Source organism: Bradyrhizobium sp. LjRoot220 (assembly GCF_964252915.1).
Classification (GTDB): Bacteria; Pseudomonadota; Alphaproteobacteria; order Rhizobiales; family Xanthobacteraceae; genus Bradyrhizobium.
In genome coordinates, this window is the sequence record NZ_CAXUPS020000013.1 from 33,499 (window position 1) to 52,277 (window position 18,779).

The 18,779-nt window shown below is 62.7% G+C and carries 19 protein-coding genes and 1 tRNA gene; 8 read left to right on the forward strand and 12 right to left on the reverse strand.

Translation table 11 applies throughout. From position 1 onward, the window contains the following. Positions 1–15 precede the first annotated feature (15 nt). From ACSQ84_RS33170 to ACSQ84_RS33210, 9 genes are all read right to left on the reverse strand, one after another. Positions 16–963, reverse strand: a complete 948-nt coding sequence (locus ACSQ84_RS33170; RefSeq protein WP_436215957.1) for a ribokinase — start codon at positions 961–963, stop codon at positions 16–18. A 21-nt stretch (positions 964–984) separates the two neighbouring features. Beyond that, complete coding sequence (gene rpiB / locus ACSQ84_RS33175) at positions 985–1,431, reverse strand: ribose 5-phosphate isomerase B (RefSeq protein ID WP_436215958.1); 447 nt, start codon at positions 1,429–1,431, stop codon at positions 985–987. Positions 1,432–1,480: 49 nt separating this feature from the next. Continuing rightward, positions 1,481–2,278, reverse strand: a complete 798-nt coding sequence (locus tag ACSQ84_RS33180) for a transporter substrate-binding domain-containing protein (RefSeq protein WP_436215959.1) — start codon at positions 2,276–2,278, stop codon at positions 1,481–1,483. Between the two features lie 17 nt (positions 2,279–2,295). After that, on the reverse strand, positions 2,296–3,051 hold the full coding sequence (locus ACSQ84_RS33185) for an amino acid ABC transporter ATP-binding protein (RefSeq protein WP_436215960.1): 756 nt from the start codon (positions 3,049–3,051) through the stop codon (positions 2,296–2,298). Between the two features lie 2 nt (positions 3,052–3,053). Then, positions 3,054–3,722, reverse strand: coding sequence for an amino acid ABC transporter permease (locus ACSQ84_RS33190; RefSeq protein WP_436215961.1), 669 nt, complete (start codon positions 3,720–3,722; stop codon positions 3,054–3,056). Between the two features lie 8 nt (positions 3,723–3,730). Continuing rightward, positions 3,731–4,414, reverse strand: coding sequence for an amino acid ABC transporter permease (locus ACSQ84_RS33195; RefSeq protein WP_436215962.1), 684 nt, complete (start codon positions 4,412–4,414; stop codon positions 3,731–3,733). A 10-nt stretch (positions 4,415–4,424) separates the two neighbouring features. Continuing rightward, positions 4,425–5,324 carry an NAD(P)-dependent oxidoreductase gene (locus ACSQ84_RS33200; RefSeq protein WP_436215963.1) on the reverse strand — a complete coding sequence of 300 codons (900 nt, stop codon included), beginning with the start codon at positions 5,322–5,324 and terminating at the stop codon, positions 4,425–4,427. A 40-nt stretch (positions 5,325–5,364) separates the two neighbouring features. Beyond that, positions 5,365–6,105: a FadR/GntR family transcriptional regulator gene (locus ACSQ84_RS33205; protein ID WP_436215964.1), complete on the reverse strand. Its 741-nt coding sequence runs from the start codon at positions 6,103–6,105 to the stop codon at positions 5,365–5,367. 732 nt (positions 6,106–6,837) lie between these two features. Further along, positions 6,838–6,927 (reverse strand) — tRNA-Ser (locus ACSQ84_RS33210). Positions 6,928–7,063: 136 nt separating this feature from the next. Between ACSQ84_RS33210 and ACSQ84_RS33215 the strand changes: the two genes are divergently transcribed. Next, positions 7,064–7,927 (forward strand): alpha/beta fold hydrolase, encoded by an 864-nt coding sequence (locus ACSQ84_RS33215; RefSeq protein WP_436215965.1) that lies wholly within the window; start codon positions 7,064–7,066, stop codon positions 7,925–7,927. A 521-nt stretch (positions 7,928–8,448) separates the two neighbouring features. On the opposite strand, the gene ACSQ84_RS33220 is transcribed toward ACSQ84_RS33215, so the two are convergent. Next, entirely contained in the window at positions 8,449–9,582 is a 1,134-nt protein-coding gene (locus tag ACSQ84_RS33220) for an ROK family protein (RefSeq protein WP_436215966.1), read from the reverse strand. Between the two features lie 354 nt (positions 9,583–9,936). Here ACSQ84_RS33220 and rplU point away from each other — a divergent pair, with 354 nt between their 5' ends. The 3 genes from rplU to ACSQ84_RS33235 all read left to right on the forward strand — a co-directional run bounded on the left by rplU (position 9,937) and on the right by ACSQ84_RS33235 (position 11,436). After that, the gene (gene rplU, locus ACSQ84_RS33225; protein ID WP_436215967.1) at positions 9,937–10,317 is read left to right on the forward strand and encodes a 50S ribosomal protein L21; all 381 of its coding nucleotides are present in this window, start codon (positions 9,937–9,939) and stop codon (positions 10,315–10,317) included. Between the two features lie 124 nt (positions 10,318–10,441). Further along, the gene (gene rpmA / locus ACSQ84_RS33230) at positions 10,442–10,711 is read left to right on the forward strand and encodes a 50S ribosomal protein L27 (RefSeq protein ID WP_436215968.1); all 270 of its coding nucleotides are present in this window, start codon (positions 10,442–10,444) and stop codon (positions 10,709–10,711) included. A 122-nt stretch (positions 10,712–10,833) separates the two neighbouring features. Next, entirely contained in the window at positions 10,834–11,436 is a 603-nt protein-coding gene (locus ACSQ84_RS33235; RefSeq protein WP_436215969.1) for a GNAT family N-acetyltransferase, read from the forward strand. A 162-nt stretch (positions 11,437–11,598) separates the two neighbouring features. Here ACSQ84_RS33235 and ACSQ84_RS33240 read toward each other — a convergent pair whose 3' ends face one another. After that, positions 11,599–12,513: a DMT family transporter gene (locus ACSQ84_RS33240; RefSeq protein ID WP_436215970.1), complete on the reverse strand. Its 915-nt coding sequence runs from the start codon at positions 12,511–12,513 to the stop codon at positions 11,599–11,601. Positions 12,514–12,699: 186 nt separating this feature from the next. On the opposite strand from ACSQ84_RS33240, the gene ACSQ84_RS33245 reads away from it, so the two are divergent. From ACSQ84_RS33245 to ACSQ84_RS33255, 3 genes are all read left to right on the forward strand, one after another. Continuing rightward, the gene (locus ACSQ84_RS33245; protein ID WP_436215971.1) at positions 12,700–13,179 is read left to right on the forward strand and encodes a MaoC family dehydratase; all 480 of its coding nucleotides are present in this window, start codon (positions 12,700–12,702) and stop codon (positions 13,177–13,179) included. A 313-nt stretch (positions 13,180–13,492) separates the two neighbouring features. Then, positions 13,493–14,548 (forward strand): GTPase ObgE, encoded by a 1,056-nt coding sequence (obgE, locus tag ACSQ84_RS33250; RefSeq protein WP_436215972.1) that lies wholly within the window; start codon positions 13,493–13,495, stop codon positions 14,546–14,548. An 80-nt stretch (positions 14,549–14,628) separates the two neighbouring features. Then, on the forward strand, positions 14,629–16,263 hold the full coding sequence (locus ACSQ84_RS33255; RefSeq protein WP_436215973.1) for an alkaline phosphatase family protein: 1,635 nt from the start codon (positions 14,629–14,631) through the stop codon (positions 16,261–16,263). Between the two features lie 187 nt (positions 16,264–16,450). Here ACSQ84_RS33255 and ACSQ84_RS33260 read toward each other — a convergent pair whose 3' ends face one another. Then, complete coding sequence (locus ACSQ84_RS33260) at positions 16,451–17,371, reverse strand: Bug family tripartite tricarboxylate transporter substrate binding protein (RefSeq protein ID WP_436216045.1); 921 nt, start codon at positions 17,369–17,371, stop codon at positions 16,451–16,453. A 193-nt stretch (positions 17,372–17,564) separates the two neighbouring features. Here ACSQ84_RS33260 and proB point away from each other — a divergent pair, with 193 nt between their 5' ends. Beyond that, entirely contained in the window at positions 17,565–18,707 is a 1,143-nt protein-coding gene (proB, locus tag ACSQ84_RS33265) for a glutamate 5-kinase (protein ID WP_436215974.1), read from the forward strand. The last annotated feature ends 72 nt before the right edge of the window (positions 18,708–18,779 follow it).

Sequence of the window (18,779 nt, forward strand, 5' to 3'; positions counted from 1 at the left end):
ATTCGACCGCAGGCGCTATGTTCGAGGAACTGTCGTTGGATCCCTCGGCGGCACCCCGCGTAACGCGTCTCGCATCGGCATGCCATGCTGCGCGCCGGCCTTCAGGCAACTCAAGGCCGCGGCCTCGCATCCCACTTCCAACGCCTTCTTTAGCGACGATTTTTCGCCAATCATGGAAGCAAAGGCACCGACAAACGTATCGCCGGCGCCTGTCGTGTCGACCGGTCTGATGCTCGGGGACGGCGTGCGGAACCGCGTATCGTCGGCAGTCACGGCCAGAGCTCCCTGTGCTCCGGCCGTCACCACGCAAGTCAACCCGCCCGATCTGGCCAGCCAGTTGCAGGCGGCCTCGAAATCCGTCACGCCTGCGTCGAGCGCGGCGGCAACGTCGAGCGCCTCGTGCTCGTTTACGATGAGATAGTCTGTCGCTTCGAGCAGATCGCGGATCATCGTGCCTGTCATCTGATCCGGGACCGGAGCCAGATTCCAGACAACTTTGCCATGGGCAGATTTGGCCTTGCGCGCAACGCGAAGCGACCCGGAGTACGGCACCTCCATCTGCAGCACCAGAACGGTGTCGGCGTTAAAGAGTGCGTCCGAGATATCTGCGGCGCAGGCCGTATTGTTGGCGCCACTCGCTACCGTGATCGCGTTTTCTCCGCTCGCATCGACGGCGATGAACGCGCAGCCCGTCGGCTCATCGACCCTGGCGATCTGGCTGGTGTCGATGCCGTTGCTGGAGAGGTTCTTGAGCGCCTCCTCGCCAAATACGTCCTGTCCCAGTCGGCCCGCCATGCGGACCTGTCCAGCGCCGGCGATCCGTGCGGCGGCGACCGCCTGGTTGGCTCCCTTTCCGCCGAAGTGGATTTGATAGGATGGGGCCAGCACGGTCCGGCCGGGACCGGGAATGACCGGCACCCTGGCGACCAGGTCGACATTGAGTGAACCGAACACAAGGATCATTGCCCACTCCAAGGCAAAGCCTCAGCCTTCCGCATCCATTTCGTGAAGCTTCTGGACGCGTCGCCGGAACTCTTCGTCCGTCGAAAACTCTGCGGCAAGAAACGAGGAGATCAGATCGATGGCGAGCCACGGTCCGACGATCTGCGCACCAATGCACATGACATTCACATCATCATGCTCGACGCTCTGATGGGCCGAATGGACGTCGTGACAGACCGCGGCGCGGATGCCCTTCATTTTGTTGGCCGCAATCGAGGCGCCAACACCGGTACCGCACACCATGATGCCGCGCGCGACTTCACCCGACGTCACCTTCTGTGCCACCGCCCGTGCGATATCCGGAAAATCCACCGGATTTTCGTCGTAGGATCCGACGTCGACGACCTCGTGTCCGAGGCTGCGGACGTGATCGATGACCGCCTTCTTGAGTGACCAGCCGGCGTGGTCGGATCCTATGACGAGACGCATATCATTTTCCTTATGTTGACTGGTGGCGGCTGCCACGGGTTTGTGGTTTTTAGCCGCGCATCTCGGGTGGCAGTTCGACACCATGGAATTTCCTGTAGATGGCGTTGAGCTTGCCGTTTTTGACGTTTTCGGTGATCCATGCGTTGAGCTTCTCCAGCAGGCGCGGCTCGCCCTTCTTCAGCCCGATGGCGAGCTCGAAGCTGGCGAGCGGGATCTTGGACTCGAAGACGCGCGCCGGATTCTTGACGCCGATCTGGTTGATGATCGTGGCCGACGAGCCCATGCAATCGACCTGCCCGGAGACGGCTGCCGTCACGCCGGTGGCATCGTCGTCATAACGCGCGATCTTCAGTTCCTTGTCCTTCATGTTCGACAGCATGGTATCCTGCGTGGTGCCGCGCGAGACGCCCACGGTCTTGTCCTTCAGGTCCGGCCAGTCCTTTACGTTCAGTGATTTCAGGCAGCCGATATCCGATTGCAGCGTCGCGTATTTCTTCGAGAAATCGATCACCTTGGCCCGCTCGGGCGTGACCGACAGGGTCGAAATGATGATATCCGCCTTGCCGGTCTGCACATTGGGGATCCGCGTCGCGCCGGTGGTCTGGATGAATTCCAGCTCAACGCCCCAATCCTTGGCCAGCAACTGGGCCACCTCGACATCGGAGCCGGTCGGCTTCATGGTGCCGTCCATCATGCCGGACGGGGGAATGGCAAGGTCCGTCGAGATACGGATCTTCCTGGCCTTCGTGATGTCATCGAGCAGGTCGGCGTGCGCCGGCCGGCCCTGCAGCACAACGAGACAGCATGCAGCGACGGCGCAGCCCAGAATTTTCCGGTTTCCGATCATTTGGTTTTCCTCTCCTGTTATGATTTTAGATTGCCCGTCCCCACGAACTGGACGAGTTCCGGCGTCGTCGGTGCCGTCAGGATCGAGGCAGGCCCGGTTTCGTGAACCTTGCCGCGATGCATGAAGACGATCCGATCGGCGATGCTCCTTGCAAATCCCATTTCATGGGTGACCATCACCATGGTCATGCCATCGGCTGCGAGCTGTTCGATCACCTTCAGCACTTCGCCTGTCAGTTCGGGATCGAGCGCCGAGGTTACCTCGTCGAACAGCATGACCTTGGGCTGCATGGCGAGCGAACGCGCGATGGCGGCGCGTTGCTGCTGGCCACCGGATAGCTGCTCGGGATAGGCGTGAACCTTCTCTTCGAGACCGACCTGCGCAAGCACCTTGTGCGCCAGCGCTTTCGCCTCGGACAGGCCCATTCGCTTCACCGAGCACGGCGCCAGCGTGATGTTCTGCTCGATCGTGAGATGGGGAAACAGGTTGTAGCTCTGGAATACGATACCGACATCCTGTCGCAGCGCCCGTAGATCGACCTCGGGAAGATCAACCCTGCGTCCGCAGACGGTGATCTCGCCCCCGTCGACCTTCTCGAAACGGTCGATGCAGCGTAGCGCGGTGCTCTTGCCGGAACCCGACCTGCCAATGATGGCAAGGACCTCGCCGCGCTCGACGGCAAAGCTCACGCCATCGAGCACCTTCAGCGAACCGAAGCTCTTCTGCACGTTGCGGAGCGACACGATAGGAGTGGAAGATGCGGATTGCTGCATTGTCAGGCCAGGCTGAAGTTGGCACTGCCACGCCCCATCCGCCGCTCCAGCTTCTGGCTGAACAGGGACAAGGGGTAGCACATGGCGAAATAAACGGCGGCGATGATGGCGTAGACGATGAATGGCTCGAACAGCGAGTTGTTGACGATCTGTCCCGAGCGCATCAGTTCGACGAAACCGACCACCGAGGCGAGCGAGGTGTTCTTGATGATCTGCACCATGAAGCCGACGGTGGGCGGCGTCGCAATGCGGATCGCCTGCGGCAGGATCACCTTCATCATGCGCTGGGTGCGGTTCAGCGCCAGGCCTTCCGCCGCTTCCCATTGCGGCTTTGGCACCGACTGGATCGAGCCGCGCCAGATCTCGCCGAGATAGGCCGCGACATAGAGGGTGAGCGAAGCGCTGGCGGCGGCAAGCGGCGACATCTTGAGGCCGATTGCTGCCAGTCCAAAATAACCGAGGAACAGGATGACGAGCAGCGGCGTGCCCTGAACCAGTTGCACATAGGCGGCGCTGAGCAGCCGCACGGACCTGAGGGGAGAAATCCGCGCGAGCGCGATCACGAAGCCGACGATACCGCCACCGATCAGCGCGATCAGGGAAAGCCCGATCGTCCATAGCGCGCCGTGGCCGAGGAACAGCAGGTGGTTGGCGTTGAGATGTCCGCCCATGCGCTACCTCACAACGTCGTGCCTAGCCGTCGCCGGCGCGGAAACAGGACGAGCCCGAGGCCCCAGAATCCCGCGCGCATGACCAGCGACAGCAGAATGTAGAGCACGGCGACGATGATGTAGGTCTCGAACGCCCGGTAGGTGTCCGACTGGATGTAGTTGGCCACCGCCGTCAATTCCTCGGCGGAGATCTGCGAGCAGACCGACGAGGCGAGCATCAGCAGGACGAACTGGCTGGTGAGCGCCGGATAGACCCGCTCGACGGCGGGCAGCAGGATGATGTGCCAATAGATCTGGAAGCGCGTGAGCGCGAGCCCTTCGGCCGCCTCGATCTGCCCGCGCGGGATCGCTTCGAAACCCGCGCGCATGATCTCGGCGGTGTAGGCCCCGACATTGATCGTCAGCGCGACCACCGCAACGGTGAAGGCCGACAGTTTCAGTCCGACGCTGGCAAGTCCGAAATAGACCAGGAATATCTGGACCAGCAGCGGCGTATTGCGGATGGCTTCCACATAGACTTTGCAGATGCGGGCAATCAGCCGGCTATGGGTGCCGCGGCCGACGGCCGCGAGTGTGCCAAGAACGGCGCCGGAAACCGTTGCGAGGAACGCAAGTTCGAGCGTCAGAATGGCGCCTTCGAGGAATTTCGGCCACCGTTCCAGCACTGCGGGAAAGTCGAGTTCGATGTTCATTGCGATGGGATCATCCAGCGCTTTGATTGGTCATGCGGTCGTAGACGCGGAACAGGGCCTGATTGCCGTTGGCGCCTTCGCCGTGCGCCCGCGCGTCGACATACTGGCTGGTGACGAGTGCGGTTCCGGGCAGCGGCACGCTCAGCGCCTGTGCATGCTCCTGCACCAGCCTGAGATCCTTGAGCATCAAGTCGATCCGAAAGCCGGCGCCGACGTCGCCTGCGATCATCGCCGGACCGAGCTTGTCGAGCATCCAGGATGCGGCCGAGCCGCCCAGCAGGACGCGACGAAGCAAGTCGAGATCGACGCCGGAGGCGCGGCCCAAGGCGAGCGCCTCGCAGATCGCCTGGATGTTGATACCGCAAATCAGCTGATTGCAGAGTTTGACGGTTTGTCCGGCGCCGGAGGCGCCGACATGGGTGATGGTGGTGCCCATGGCCCTGAAGAACGGTTCGGCCTTGCCGAAAGCTTCCGCGTCGCCGCCGGCCATGATCGAGAGCGCGGCGTTCTTCGCGCCGAGCGGGCCGCCGGAGACGGGCGCGTCGATGAAACTGACGCCGGCGCGTTGCAGATCCGCATGGATGCGGCGGACCGCGACCGGCGAGATCGTGCTCATGTCGACGATCAGCCTGCCCGCAGGCGGCGATTTCAAAAGTCCGTCCTCGCCGTAGATCACCGCTTCGACATACGGCGTGTCGGGCAGCATGGTGACAACGATCTCGCAACCACGGGCCGCGTCCGCAGGATTCGTGGCGCCTGTGGCTCCCGCCGAAACCACGTCGGCAATCGCGGCCTCGACAACGTCGAAAGCCCTGACGACATGCCCTGCCTTGAGCAGGTTGCGGACCATTTCCCGCCCCATCGTGCCAATGCCGATGAAGCCAACGCTTCCCTTGTCGTCCCGTCCCATCGCTTCTCTCGTCGTGTCGTTGTTTCCGCGTCGCTCGCAATCAGCCGGATATCTGCCGGCTATCTTCCTGACCGACGACGGCGCGCCGCCGGTATTCATCGCCGATCGCAAAATGTCGGCGCAGCGTCGTATCCGCCCGCTCGGGATCGCGGGCGAGGATCGCATCGAAGATGCGCTTGTGATCGTCGATCAGGTAGGTCTTCATCGACGGGAAGGCCTGCACCAGTTCGCGGCGGCTGCGGTGCGAATGCGTGAGCAGGCCGGCCATCGCATTGTGCAGGACGGCGAGCGTCTCCGAATGGGACGCCAGCACGATCGACTGGTGAAACTCGAAGTCGGCCATGCCGCCCGCATCGGCCTCGTCGATCGTTTCCGAAATTTTCGCCAGCGTACGCTGCAGTCGTTCGAAATCGGCGATGCTGGCGCGCTCGCAGGCCAGCCGCACGGCCTGACATTCGATGGCGATGCGCGCCTGCATCACGTCGTCGACCATGTCGGCCTGCTGGGCCAGCGCGAAGGTGAAGAAGTCGTTGAGCACGGAGATGTCCGGACGCGTCACCACGGTGCCGATGCGATCGCGAATTTCGACGATGCCAAGCATGGTCAGGGCGCGCAGGGCTTCCCGCACCAGCGGCCGGCCCACGCCGAGCTGTATCGCCAGCTCGCGTTCGGAGACCAGCCGGTCGCCCGGCTTGAGCGAACCGGCGATCAGCCGGTCGCGCAGGAAGGCGAAGACCTTCTGAAAGCCCTTTTCACCCTCGGCCGCTCGCTTGAGTTCCATTCCCGTCGGTCTTTTTTGATATATTGCCTTGGTAAGACCAGTAGGATGACCAGGATGCGGGCGTCAAGCCCCTTTGGATGTCGCGCCGGCCTGCACGGCGTGCCTGCTCGTTGCAGGACAGGTTCGGACAACTTGAATGAGTGAGGGCGGCCGGAAGTGGGCAAGCCGATCAACGTGAGGCGCTTGATGATGGGAGGGTCGACAAGGCCTTCCGGTGCGCTGTGCATGATGGCTATCCAGATGACGCCATGCTGGCTCCGCTCTTGCCGATGAGCCGACCGCCACAACTGGAGTGGGAAGAGATTGGGTTGGGCCGCGGCCACAGACCATTTTCTTAGCCTGGCCCCGGACGCAACAGCACGCTGCGAGGCGCATTCTACTTTGCATGGGGTTGTTTTCGCGATTTTGCGTCCGGCCCAGCGGTGCACCGTTGAACGGGCGCTGCGCTGCTGTGTCCGAGACGCGAGATCGATGGTTAGGGCTTCGCGCTGACGGCGAAGCAATTCAATTCCAACCCATCATGCTCGAGCGGCACGCGGATCTGAAATCAATGCATGAAAGACCGTCGCACAAGACGACGTCGGGCGCCCGCGACCGCGATGACGGCGTGCTTGCAGAATGGACTACTTTTGAAGGATACATGCTTCGACACTTGCACACTCTTGCAGGCCGGAAGCGTTGTCTTGCGAGGTTTTCGCGGTGTCCGAAAAGTGTCGGATGGTCAAATAAAACTGGCGGAGAGGGAGGGATTCGAACCCCCGATAGGCTTGCACCTATGCCGCATTTCGAGTGCGGTGCATTCGACCACTCTGCCACCTCTCCAGGCGCCAATTTGGGGTGATTCCTCAGGCCCGCGGTCGGGGCGAGTTCTAGGCGAGGATGGCGGGCCAGACAAGGCGCGGGGGCAAGATTTCCGCCGGGACCCAAGCGGACCCGGGAAAGCAAAAAGGAGCCGAAAATGCAGCATTTGACGGTTCGGGCCAATGGCGCGGCGTTCCATGTCGCCCGCGCCGGCAAAGGGCAGCCGCTATTATTGCTGCATGGCTGGCCCGAATTCTGGCTGACCTGGGAGCCTGTGATGGCACGGCTTGCCGATCGCTTCACGCTCTATGCGCCCGACCTGCGCGGTTTCGGCGACAGCGACAAACCCAACGGGCCGCACGGTCCCGATCAGCACGCCGCGGACATGCTGGCGCTGCTGGACGCGCTCGGTCTTGAGCAGGCCGGCGTCGTCGGCCACGATGTCGGCGGCGGGCTGATGCAACCGCTGGCGCGCACAGCACCGGAACGCATCGCGGGACTGTTCTTCTTCGACTTCGTCCATCCCGGCATCGGGCCGCGGATGGCGGAGCCGGACCGGCTGAACAATATCTGGTACCAGTCGTTCAACCAGCTGGAGATCGCACCATCGCTGATCGGCGCCAGCCGCGAAAGCTGTCTCGCCTATATCGGCTATTTCCTGAGACACTGGAGCCACCGCAAGCACGCCTTCGACAATGTGCTCGAAGCCTTCATCGACAATTTCCTGAAAGACGGAAACCTCGCCGGCGGCTTTGCCTATTATCGCGGCGCCCATGCCGGGCGCATCCGGATGCTGCAGGGCGAGGCGCCGCAGTTGGCGCCGATCGACACGCCGACCTGCGTTCGCTGGGCCGAACACGACCCGCTGTTTCCCTATGCCTGGACCGACCGGCTCGGCGAGACTTTTTCAAATCTCGATCTGGCAATGTTTGAAGGCGTCGGTCACTTCGCGCATCGCGAGGATCCCGATCGCGCGGCATCCGAGATCGCTGCGTTCTTTCAGCGCATCGGCTGGGTGTGACGAGGTTTGTTTGAATCGGTGCGGCGGCAGACTCGCTGCACCTCTCCCGCTTGCGGGGTCGAGACGAGCGAAGCTCGCTCTTACGTCGGATCACATCGCAGATGTGATCCGGGTGGGGGCTCTCTCCACAATACGACTCGCAGTGAGACCCCACCCCAACCCTCCCCCGCAAGCGGGAGAGGGAGCGCAGTCTTTTTTGCGGATGCGATCCAACTCAAGAGAAAGGTGAAAAAAGGTGGGGCCGCCAGACGCGACAAAACACTGGCGGCCCCGTGCCGCTGCTTTGAAATTCTGGCCGGGAAGTGCGGCTTCGCCGGCCAGGCGGAGCGACGATTTGACGGTAGCGGCGCGCGCGGAAAGGGCAACGCGATCCCGGTTTTAACCTAACCAGTCAACCTTACCGCGCGCGAGGGAACCCCGAACGCGCGCACCGTAAAAATCCGGAGCAAAGCACTCCGACCCCTTGTTTTGCAGCGTTTTCTCGACATCACCCGTTTTTCCGCCGCAAGCGAACGCGATCGTTAATCTTTACCCTTCTTCGTTTTCTTGTCGTCCTTGTCGCCGTTGTCCTTGTCTTTGGCCTTTTCGCCCTTGCCGTTTTCCTTCCTGCGATTGGTGAAGCGCGCATTGCCAAGACCAGTACCGATGGTCAGCACGCCCCATCGCTCGACATCCTGCATGTAAGGGACCTCGCAAAGCCCCTGTACGACGCCGTCATTATGCATCAACACCGCGGTGTCGTGATCGCCGATCATCGGAATCGCTTCCATGAGACTCGCCGGGAGGTTGAACCTGCTGCTCTCCCAATTGCCCGGCAGGTTTTGCGCGCCCTTCTCGATCGATCCGTCCTCGTTAATCACGCCGGGACAGGCGATGCCGATGAAAGGCGCCAGCTTGTGGCTTTCGGCTTCGGCGTCGGCGATCAGATCCTTCAGCATCTTGACCAGCCGTTTCACCGCGCCTTCGCGCGTCGGCTCATCGTCGGCATGCCGCCACAACTCAGACTTCCACACCGCGGCCTTGGAAAGGTCGGGCGATTTTTTCCAGCGCGTCTCGACCACGCCGCAACGGATGTTGGTGCCGCCGATATCGACGGCGAGAATGCTGTCATGGGCCTCGAAGATCCATGACGGCGCCAGATGCAGCGTACCGATCAGACCGGCTTCATCCGGGTGAAAGCGGATCGGCACCAGATCCACATCATACTCCTCGGCCTTGAGCAGGATGTCGGTGCGGGCGATGGCGAGTTCGCCGACCCGGCTTTGCCGGAAGCCGCCGCCGACGACGATGCGCTCGGTATCGGCCCAGGCCTTGGTCTTGAGAAAGCGCCTCGTCACATAGGCCAGTTCCTGCGCGAATTCCTCGATCGCGCCGTGCACCAGCGCCGCGGCCGCAACGTCGTCGCCCACCAGCACCTCGTCGAGCTCGCTCTTGGCAATCTCGCCGGCGGGCTTTTTGCCAAGGGGATCGTCGCCGTTTTTCTTCAGCGGCTTGCGCAGCCCCTCCAGAATCTCGCGAAACGCGCCCTTGCTGGCGCGGTCGCCGAGAAACCCGTCATCGTCCTTCAGCTCGATGTTGAAACTATCGACCTCCACGGACGGCAAACGCGTAGCGCCGTGCCGCGCGATACCCGTCGTCGTGACGTCTTCTGCCATTTTTGCCCTTGCCCAGCCGGATTTCATTGACACAACGGGCGGGGAACCCATTGGTTTCACGGCAGGAGCGCTCCAGCGCCACGGCACGCGGCGAGGCCCGGCCGAAAATGCGCCAAATCCCTCATTTCGGGCCGGTTTTCGGGCTTCTTTGCCTTGACTCGGGGCTGCCAGCGGCTATAAGTCCCCGCATCCGGCGCGGGATTTCTCGCGCCGCTTGTTTTTGCGTGAATTTGAGGGCATACGCCCCAACCGCGCGAAAATCGTACCCATAACGACTGACCAAAAAGCCGACCCGGACATGACCCAATTGGGCCTTAAGTCCGAGGCCGGGATCGAACACGAAGGAATAAAACGATGTTCGCAGTCATCAAAACCGGCGGCCGGCAATACCGCGTCGTTCCGAATGATGTACTCGAGATAGGCAAGATCGCCGGCGAAGTCGGCACGATCGTGCAACTTGGCGAAGTTCTGGTGCTCGGCGGTGACACGCCGGTGCTGGGTCTGCCCACCGTTGCGGGCGCTTCGGTTGCGGCAGAAGTGCTGGACCACAAGCGCGGCCCCAAGGTGATCGCGTTCAAGAAGCGCCGCCGCAAGAATTCGCGCCGCAAGCGTGGCTATCGCGACGAGCTCACGGTGCTTCGCATCACCGAGATCCTGGCCGATAACGCCAAGCCTTCGATCGGCCCGCGGCCGAAGCGGGAAAAGGCCGCTGCCGCGCCCGCCGCGGCCGAATAGGCGGCGACGGCGGTCAAAAGTGCAAAAGTGATCGGCCGCGCATCAAAATTTGATGCGTGACTAAAAGTGAAATGATTCCGTCAAGGAATTGATATAGAGATTACGGCGAAGTTGGAGACGGGCTATGGCTCACAAAAAAGCAGGCGGTTCTTCCCGGAACGGACGCGACTCGGCAGGCAAGCGCCTTGGCATCAAGGCATTTGGCGGCGAGCGTGTGATTCCCGGCAACATTATCGCGCGTCAGCGCGGCACCACCTGGCATCCCGGCCTTAATGTCGGCATGGGCACCGACCATACTCTGTTCGCCAAGATCGAAGGTCACGTCGAGTTCCGCGCAAAAGCCAATGGCCGCACTTTCGTATCGGTTGTCCCGATGGCGGAGGCTGCCGAATAGACGGTGGACAACATGAGTCCGCCGGGTCCTGTTGAACCGGCGAGCTCGAGAAGGCTCCAAGGGGAGGCGGGAAACCGGCCTCCTCTTTTGTTTGCGTATGTTTCGCATATCTGGAGCCCGACATGTTGCAGGACATCCCGACCCCGATCCCGACGTTGCGTGATGCGAGTAGCTGCGTCCTCGAGACCGAACGGCTGACCTTGCGGCGGCCGACGCTCGCGGACGTAAATGCGATTGCGCGTCTCGCCAATGACCGCCGGATTGCGGAAAACACCCGCCGCCTGCCGCATCCCTATCTGCAGGATCACGCTGTTGAATTCGTGCGCGCGCTCGCCGGCGCCGGCCGCGCGACCGTGTTCCTGATCGAGAACAATTATTCGCCGGTCGGCATGGTCGGCATCGACTGGCGCGAGCAGGAATCGCCGGAACTCGGCTATTGGCTTGGCGTCGAGCATTGGGGCCAGGGCTTTGGCACCGAAGCCGCGCGCGCGGTGATCGATTTCCACTTCGAGGAATTCGATGCCGAGCACCTGATCTCAGGCGCACGCGTCGCCAATCCGTCGTCACGCAACATCCTGGAGAAATGCGGCTTCCAGTGGAGCGGCGTCGAACTGCATCGCTTCGAGGCGCTGGGGTCGTCGACCCCGGTCGATTGTTTTCGGCTTTCTCGCAGTGTGTGGTCGTCGCTGAAGAACTGGGGCAGTTCGACGCGGCGGGAGCGGTAACGCTCTCTGCCGTCGTCCCTGCGAACGCAGGGACCCATAACCACCGATGTCTGTTGTTACACCAGATGTCGCTTCAGCTTTTCAAACAACAAGCGCTGGTGGTTATGGGTCCCCCGATGCGCAATTGCGCCATCTGAGCTCAAGGCCGGGACGACAGAAAGGCTACGCCGGCGGATTAACCACCGCTTCCTCGCGGCCGAGCTTCTGCTCGCGCAGAAAGATGTAAAGTCCGGCGCCGATGATGATCGCGGCACCGACGATGGTCGCCGGCGACGGCACATCGCCCCATACGACGAAGCCGAAGATCACCGCCCACACGATCATCGAATATTGATAAGGCACCACGACGCTGGCTGGCGCCAGTTTCAGCGAACGGTTGATGCACAGCAGTGCGACGACCGAAATCACTCCCGCGGCGGCGAACATCCCCAGACTACCGAATGTCGGCGTTACCCAGCCAACCGGCGACATCGCCGCGCCGAGCAGGAACGTGCCGCCGAACTGCGTGGTCGTCAGCACGATATCCGGCGTCGCCCGCAGCGAGCGCGTGATCAGCATCAGGAATGCAAACGACAGGCTGCCGCCGAGCGCGATCATCGCGGGCCAGCTCACGGTCTGCGCCGACGGCCGCAGCGCGATCAATACGCCGACGAAGCCGATCAGGATGGCGGTCCAGCGCCGCCAGCCGACGCGCTCGCCCAGCACCAGCCCCGACAGCGCCGTGACGAAAATCGGCGCCGCCAGATAATAGGTGATGACGTCGGCAAGCGGCAGATAGACGGTGGCGATAAAGAAGGCGGCGACTTCCAGCGTGGACAGCGTCACCCGCAGCAGTTGCAGCCAGGGCCGCTCCAGGCGCGTGAATTCGGCGCGCTGCTTCCAGATGATCGGCGCCAACACCAGCAGCGCCGCGCAGGCGCGCAGCCACAGCAATTGTCCGACCGAATAGGTCGCGACCATGAACTTGCCGAGCGCGTCGCCGAACGAGAACATGAAGATCGACAGCAGCATCAATCCGATGCCGGCCAGCCGGGCGGAACGCTCGTCATAGGTGGAAGGTTTTGCGAAGAGGCTCATTGATGATTTCGGCGCTTCCCCGTCATGGCCGGACTTGCTCCGGCCATCCACGTCTTTTTGTTGCTGCGATGTTTTAAGGACGTGGATGCCCGGGACAAGCCCGGGCATGACGATTTGAGCGGATTGTCGCAGCATGGCTGCTGCGCTACCGATACGCCATCTCGCAAAGCACCGCAGGAACCAGCCATGACCGATTTCGACCCCGCGCAGCATCGCATGGTGTCTGAACAGCGCTGGTTCGAAGATTTCGTGCTCGGCGAGCGTTTCGTGATCCCGAGCCGGACCCAGACCTCGGCGGTGTTCGCCGCGTTCCAGACCGCGAGCGGCGATACCCATCCGATCCACTACGATGTCGAATATTGCCACGCCCGTGGCATGCCGGACCTGCTCGCGCATGGATTCCAGACCCTGGTCCATACCGCGCCGGGCGCCGGGCTGTTCCCGTACATCGTCGAGGAATCGCTGGTCGGATTCCTCGAACAGTCGAGCCGGTTCTTAAAGCCGGTCTATGCCGGCGACACCCTCTATCCCGCGCTTGAAGTGACCGAACTCGTCCCCGGCCGCACCACCGGCGTGGTGACGCTACGCTCCACCGTGTTCAACCAGCGCAAGGAGCTGGTGCTGGAGGGCATGCAGAAGTTCTTGATCCGGAAGCGAGCAAGCTGATCGCGCCGTCGCATTCGATCACCCAGGCCCCGAAGTGAGCTGGCTGGTGCGATATCACGCCTGAGAGGCCGGAACATCGCCCAAAGCCGCAAAAACGCCCGAAAATTAAGGCTTTTCGCCAATGTTTGACGGCTTTAGGGTTGCCGCGGCGGCTCCCCTGCCTTACCTAGAGCCTATTCTGCACGGATTGATCGGAACGGGGCTCCAGCGCCCGTTTGACGCGTTTACCGCAGACAAGCCTACGCAATTTGCGCAAACTTGACTGCACCGCGAACCGCTGCCCCATTCGCTCGAAAACGCCATAGAAGCCATCATGAAATTTCTTGACGAAGCAAAGGTCTATATCCGCTCCGGCGACGGCGGCAACGGCTGCGTGGCGTTCCGCCGCGAGAAGTTCATCGAGTTCGGTGGCCCCTCCGGCGGCAATGGCGGCCGTGGCGGCGACGTCATCATCGAAGTGGTCGACGGCCTCAACACGCTGATCGACTATCGCTACCAGCAGCATTTCAAGGCGCAGAAGGGCACCAATGGCATGGGCAAGGACCGCCATGGCGCCAACGGCAAGGCGATCGTGCTCAAGGTGCCGGTCGGCACGCAGATCTTCGACGAGGATCGCGAAACGCTGGTCCACGACTTCACCACGCTCGGTGAAAAATTCGTGCTGGCCGAAGGCGGCAATGGCGGCTTCGGCAACGCGCACTTCAAATCCTCCACCAACCGCGCGCCGCGGAACGCCAATCCCGGCCAGGAAGGCGAGGAACGCTGGATCTGGCTGCGGCTGAAACTGATCGCGGATGCCGGCCTCGTCGGCCTGCCCAATGCCGGCAAGTCGACCTTCCTCTCGGTCGTCAGCGCCGCCAAGCCGAAGATCGCGGACTATCCCTTCACCACGCTGCACCCGCAGCTCGGCGTCGTGAACGCGCAGGGCCGCGAATTCGTGCTGGCGGATATTCCGGGCCTGATCGAGGGCGCGCATGAAGGCGCCGGCCTCGGCGACAGATTCCTGGGCCATGTCGAGCGCTGCCGCGTGCTGCTGCACCTGATCGACGCGACCTGCGAACATGCCGGCAAGGCCTACAAGACGGTCCGCACCGAGCTCGATGCCTATGAAGGGCAGCTCGCCGAGAAGATCGAGATCGTGGCGCTCAACAAGATCGACGCCGTGACGCCGGACGAATTGAAGAAGCAACGCGACCGGCTGAAGCGCGCCGCAAAGAAAACGCCGCTGCTGATATCGGCCGTGACCGGCGAGGGCATGCCGGAAGCGCTGAAGGCGCTGGTCGAGGTGATCGGCGAAGCCCCGGTCTCATTGAAGGCCAGGGGCGGCGCGGCACAGGCCGAGCCCTGGACCCCGGCGACGCAGGGCTGATTTTCGCACTACAGGCCCGTTTGCAATCGGCCGTTTGGTATTGCAGCATCGGACGATTGAAATTGCCCGATGTGTGAAACATGCCGAAGCCGAAGAACGTTCTCTGGATCATGTGCGATCAGCTGCGCCATGATTATCTTGGCTGTACCGGCCACCCGACGCTGACGACCCCGAACATCGACGCGATGGCCAGGCGCGGCGTGCGCTTCTCCAAGGCCTATGTGCAGTCGCCGATCTGCGGCCCGTCGCGGATGTCGTTCTATACCGGCCGCTACATGCGCTCACACGGCTCGCACTGGAACGGCTGGCCGCTGCGGGTCGGCGAACCCACGCTTGGCGATCACCTGAATAAGATCGGCGTCCGCAACGTGCTGGTCGGCAAGACCCACATGGCGCCTGACATCGAAGGCCTGAAGGCGCTGGGAATCGCGCCGGATTCCATCATCGGCGTGCACGTGTCGGAATGCGGTTTTGAGCCTTATGAACGCGACGACGGCCTGCATCCCGATAACCGGCCCCGCCCGCGCTATGACGACTATCTGCGTGAACAGGGCTATCAGGCCACCAACCCCTGGGAGCACTGGGCCAATTCCGGCGCGGATGACGACGGCGCGCTGCAAAACGGCTGGCTGCTGGTGCATGCCGACAAGGCCGCGCGCGTTCCCGAAGAGCATTCCGAGACGCCCTATATGACCCGCCGCGCGATGGACTTTATTGCCGAGGCGGAAACAGACGGACGTCCCTGGTGCTTGCATCTATCCTACATCAAGCCTCACTGGCCCTATATCGCGCCCGAACCCTACGCCAGCATGTACAGCGCGGCCGACATTCTTCCTGCCGTGCGTTCGGAGAAGGAACGCCAGGAAGCCCACCCGGTGTTCGCCGCCTATATGGACATGCGCTACTCGCGCAACATGGCGCGCGACGAGGCGCGGGAGAAAGTCATCCCGACCTATATGGGCCTGATCAAGCAGATCGACGACCAGATGGGCGTGCTGATGCAGTTCCTGGAAGCGCGCGGCCTGCTCGACAGCACGATGATCGTGTTCACGTCCGATCACGGCGACTATCTCGGCGACCACTGGATGGGCGAGAAGGATCTGTTCCACGATCAATCCGCAAAAATCCCGCTGATCGTGATCGACCCGTCGCGCGAGGCCGACGCGACCCGCGGCACCGTCTGCGACGAACTGGTCGAGGCAATCGATCTGGCGCCGACTTTCATCGAGTATTTCGGCGGCAAGGCGCCGGATCATATCCTCGAAGGCCGCTCGCTGATGCCGCTGCTGCGCGGCGCAGTGCCGACGGATTGGCGCAAGGTAGTGTTCTCAGAATACGACTACTGCATGCAGGACGTTCGACTGAAGCTGAACCAGCCGATCGAACAATGCCGCCTGTTCATGGCGTTCGACGGCCGCTGGAAATATGTCCAGGCGTCAGGCTTCCGCCCGATGCTCTACGACCTCGAAAGCGATCCCTTGGAATTTTCCGATCGCGGCGAAGACCCGTCCTGCGCTGACGTGATCGCGCGGCTGCGGGCGGCGCTGTTCGACTGGGCCCTGCATCCCAAGATGCACATCACCACGCCAAACGCGAAGATCGCCGCCTATGCGGAGAACCAGCTCCAGGTCAAGAACGGCGTGCTGATCGGCATCTGGGACGAGGCGGAATTAGCCGCGATCAGGCACAAGATCGAGCAGCGCGCGAAGCCTTGAGATTTCCCGCCCCTCATGGTGAGGAGCGCGGCTTCGCGCGTCTCGAACCACGCTTTGCCCTTCGGGCTACGCGTGGCGCAGCCACTCACCAAAAAGACAAAGCGTGCCCGGCGAAGCCCAACGGGCGAAGACGGGCTCCTCCAGCAACAACGGCGAAGCCGTTGCGCGGGGATGAGGTCCGGACTCGTCAATTCGTAATCTTGTAACCCGTCGCCCTTACGATCGGCTGCCAGAACGCCGTGTCGGCGGCGAGCGCCTTGGTCAGATCGTCCGGGGTCGAGCCAACCGGAATGAGCGTGACCGCATTCAGCTTTTCCTTGACATCAGGCCTTGCCAGCACTTCGGCCGCAGCGGCGCTCAGCTTCTTCGCAAAGTCCGGCGAACTGCCCGCCGGCAACCACATGCCGTACCAGCCGTCCGCCACCAGATCGACGCCAGCCTCCTTCAGGTTCGGCACGTCGGGCAGGAAGGGCGAGCGCGCAGGGCCGCTCACCGCCACGATGCGGATGCCGCCGGCGCGGTGTTGCGTGATGGTGTCCGAAAGCGTCGTGACGGCGAAGGGAATGTGCCCGCCGACGAGATCGGTGATGATCGGCGCCGAGCCGCGATACGACACGCGCGTCATGGAAAGGCCGAGCGCCTTTTCGAGCTGCCATCCGGTGAAATGCGGAATGGTGCCGCTGCTCGGCACGCCATAACTGGCTTTCGAGGGATTGGCCTTGATCCAGGCCACCAGTTGCTTGAAGTCCGTCACGCCGATCGACGGGCTCACCACGACAACGAATTCGAAGCGGGCAATTTGTGAGACCGGGATGAAATCCTTCGCCGAATCGTAGCTCGGCTGGTTCTCCACCATCGGCAGCAGGTACATGGTCGGACCCGTCGTCACCAGGACGGTGGTGGTGTCGGGGGCGGCGCCCTTCACCGCCCGGATGCCGATCAACCCGTCGCCGCCGGTACGGTTCTCGACGATGACGCTGCGATCAAGCAGCGGGGGAAGATGTTGCGCCAGCTGGCGGCACAGCATGTCACCGCTGCCGCCGGCCGCGAACGGGAAGATGATCCTCGTCAACGGGCCGGACTGGCCAAGCACCTCGCCCGTGTGCACGGCCAACGACAGTCCAGCACATCCCGCCAAAAACGCCCGGCGATCCATTCGGCTTCCTCCCCGCAAGATTTGGCCCATTACACCAGACTGCGGCCACTATTGAAACATAGGTCATACGATGCTGGGTCGCTTGCACCGGTCCCCGTCCTGCTGCAAAACACCTCCCTTCCAGCGCATTTCGAAGACCTGATCCATGGCCCGTCCCGCCCTCAAGAATTTTCGCCGCATCGTCGTCAAGGTCGGCTCGTCGCTGCTGATCGATTCAGACGCCGGCGAGGTGCGTTCGTCATGGCTGTCAGCGCTGGCCGCCGATATCGCCAAGCTGCATGGCGAGGGCCGCGACGTGCTGGTGGTCTCGTCGGGCTCGATTGCGCTCGGTCGCAGCCGCCTGAAGCTGCCGCGCGGGCCATTGAAACTCGAGGAAAGCCAGGGTGCGGCGGCGGTCGGACAGATCGCATTGGCGCGGATCTGGTCGGAAGTGCTGGGTAACCACGGCATCGGCGCCGGACAGATTCTGGTGACGCTGCAGGATACCGAGGAGCGGCGACGTTACCTCAACGCCCGCTCCACCATCGCCAAATTGCTGGAATGGCGCGCGGTGCCCGTCATCAACGAGAACGACACGGTCGCCACCAACGAAATCCGCTACGGCGATAATGACCGCCTCGCCGCGCGGGTCGCCACCATGACGAGCGCCGATTTGCTGATCCTGCTGTCCGACATCGACGGCCTCTACGACGCGCCGCCCGGTGCCAATCCCAATGCGAAGCTGGTTCCGGTCGTCGAATCCGTCACCTCGGCAATCGAGGCGATGGCGGGGGCAGCCGAATCCGAGCTGTCGCGCGGCGGCATGTATACGAAGATCGAGGCCGCGAAGATCGCAACCACGTCAGGCACGCATATGCTGATCGCCTCGGGCAAGATCGAGCATCCGCTCAAGGCCATCGCCGACGGCGGGCGCTGCACCTGGTTCCTGACCCCGGCCAATCCCGTCACCGCGCGAAAGCGCTGGATTGCCGGCTCGCTGGAGCCCAAGGGCACACTGACCATCGATGCCGGCGCAGTCACGGCGCTGCGCGCCGGAAAAAGCCTGCTGCCGGCCGGTGTGATCCGGATCGACGGCCAATTCGCCCGCGGCGACGCCGTGGTGGTGCGCGGCCCCGACACCCATGAGATCGGCCGCGGCCTCGTCGCCTATGACGCCGAGGACGCCGACAAGATCAAAGGCCGCTCGTCGCCTGATGTGATGGCCATTCTCGGCATCAGCGGCCGGGCTGAGATGATCCACCGCGACGATCTGGTCGTCGGGCCAGCCGGGACCATTCCGGCCAAATAGGTCATTGGCCGACCTGCCTGCCGCCCTCCGGCCACCTGCCATGCCGGTTCCGCACCTCGCAAGAGCGGGATT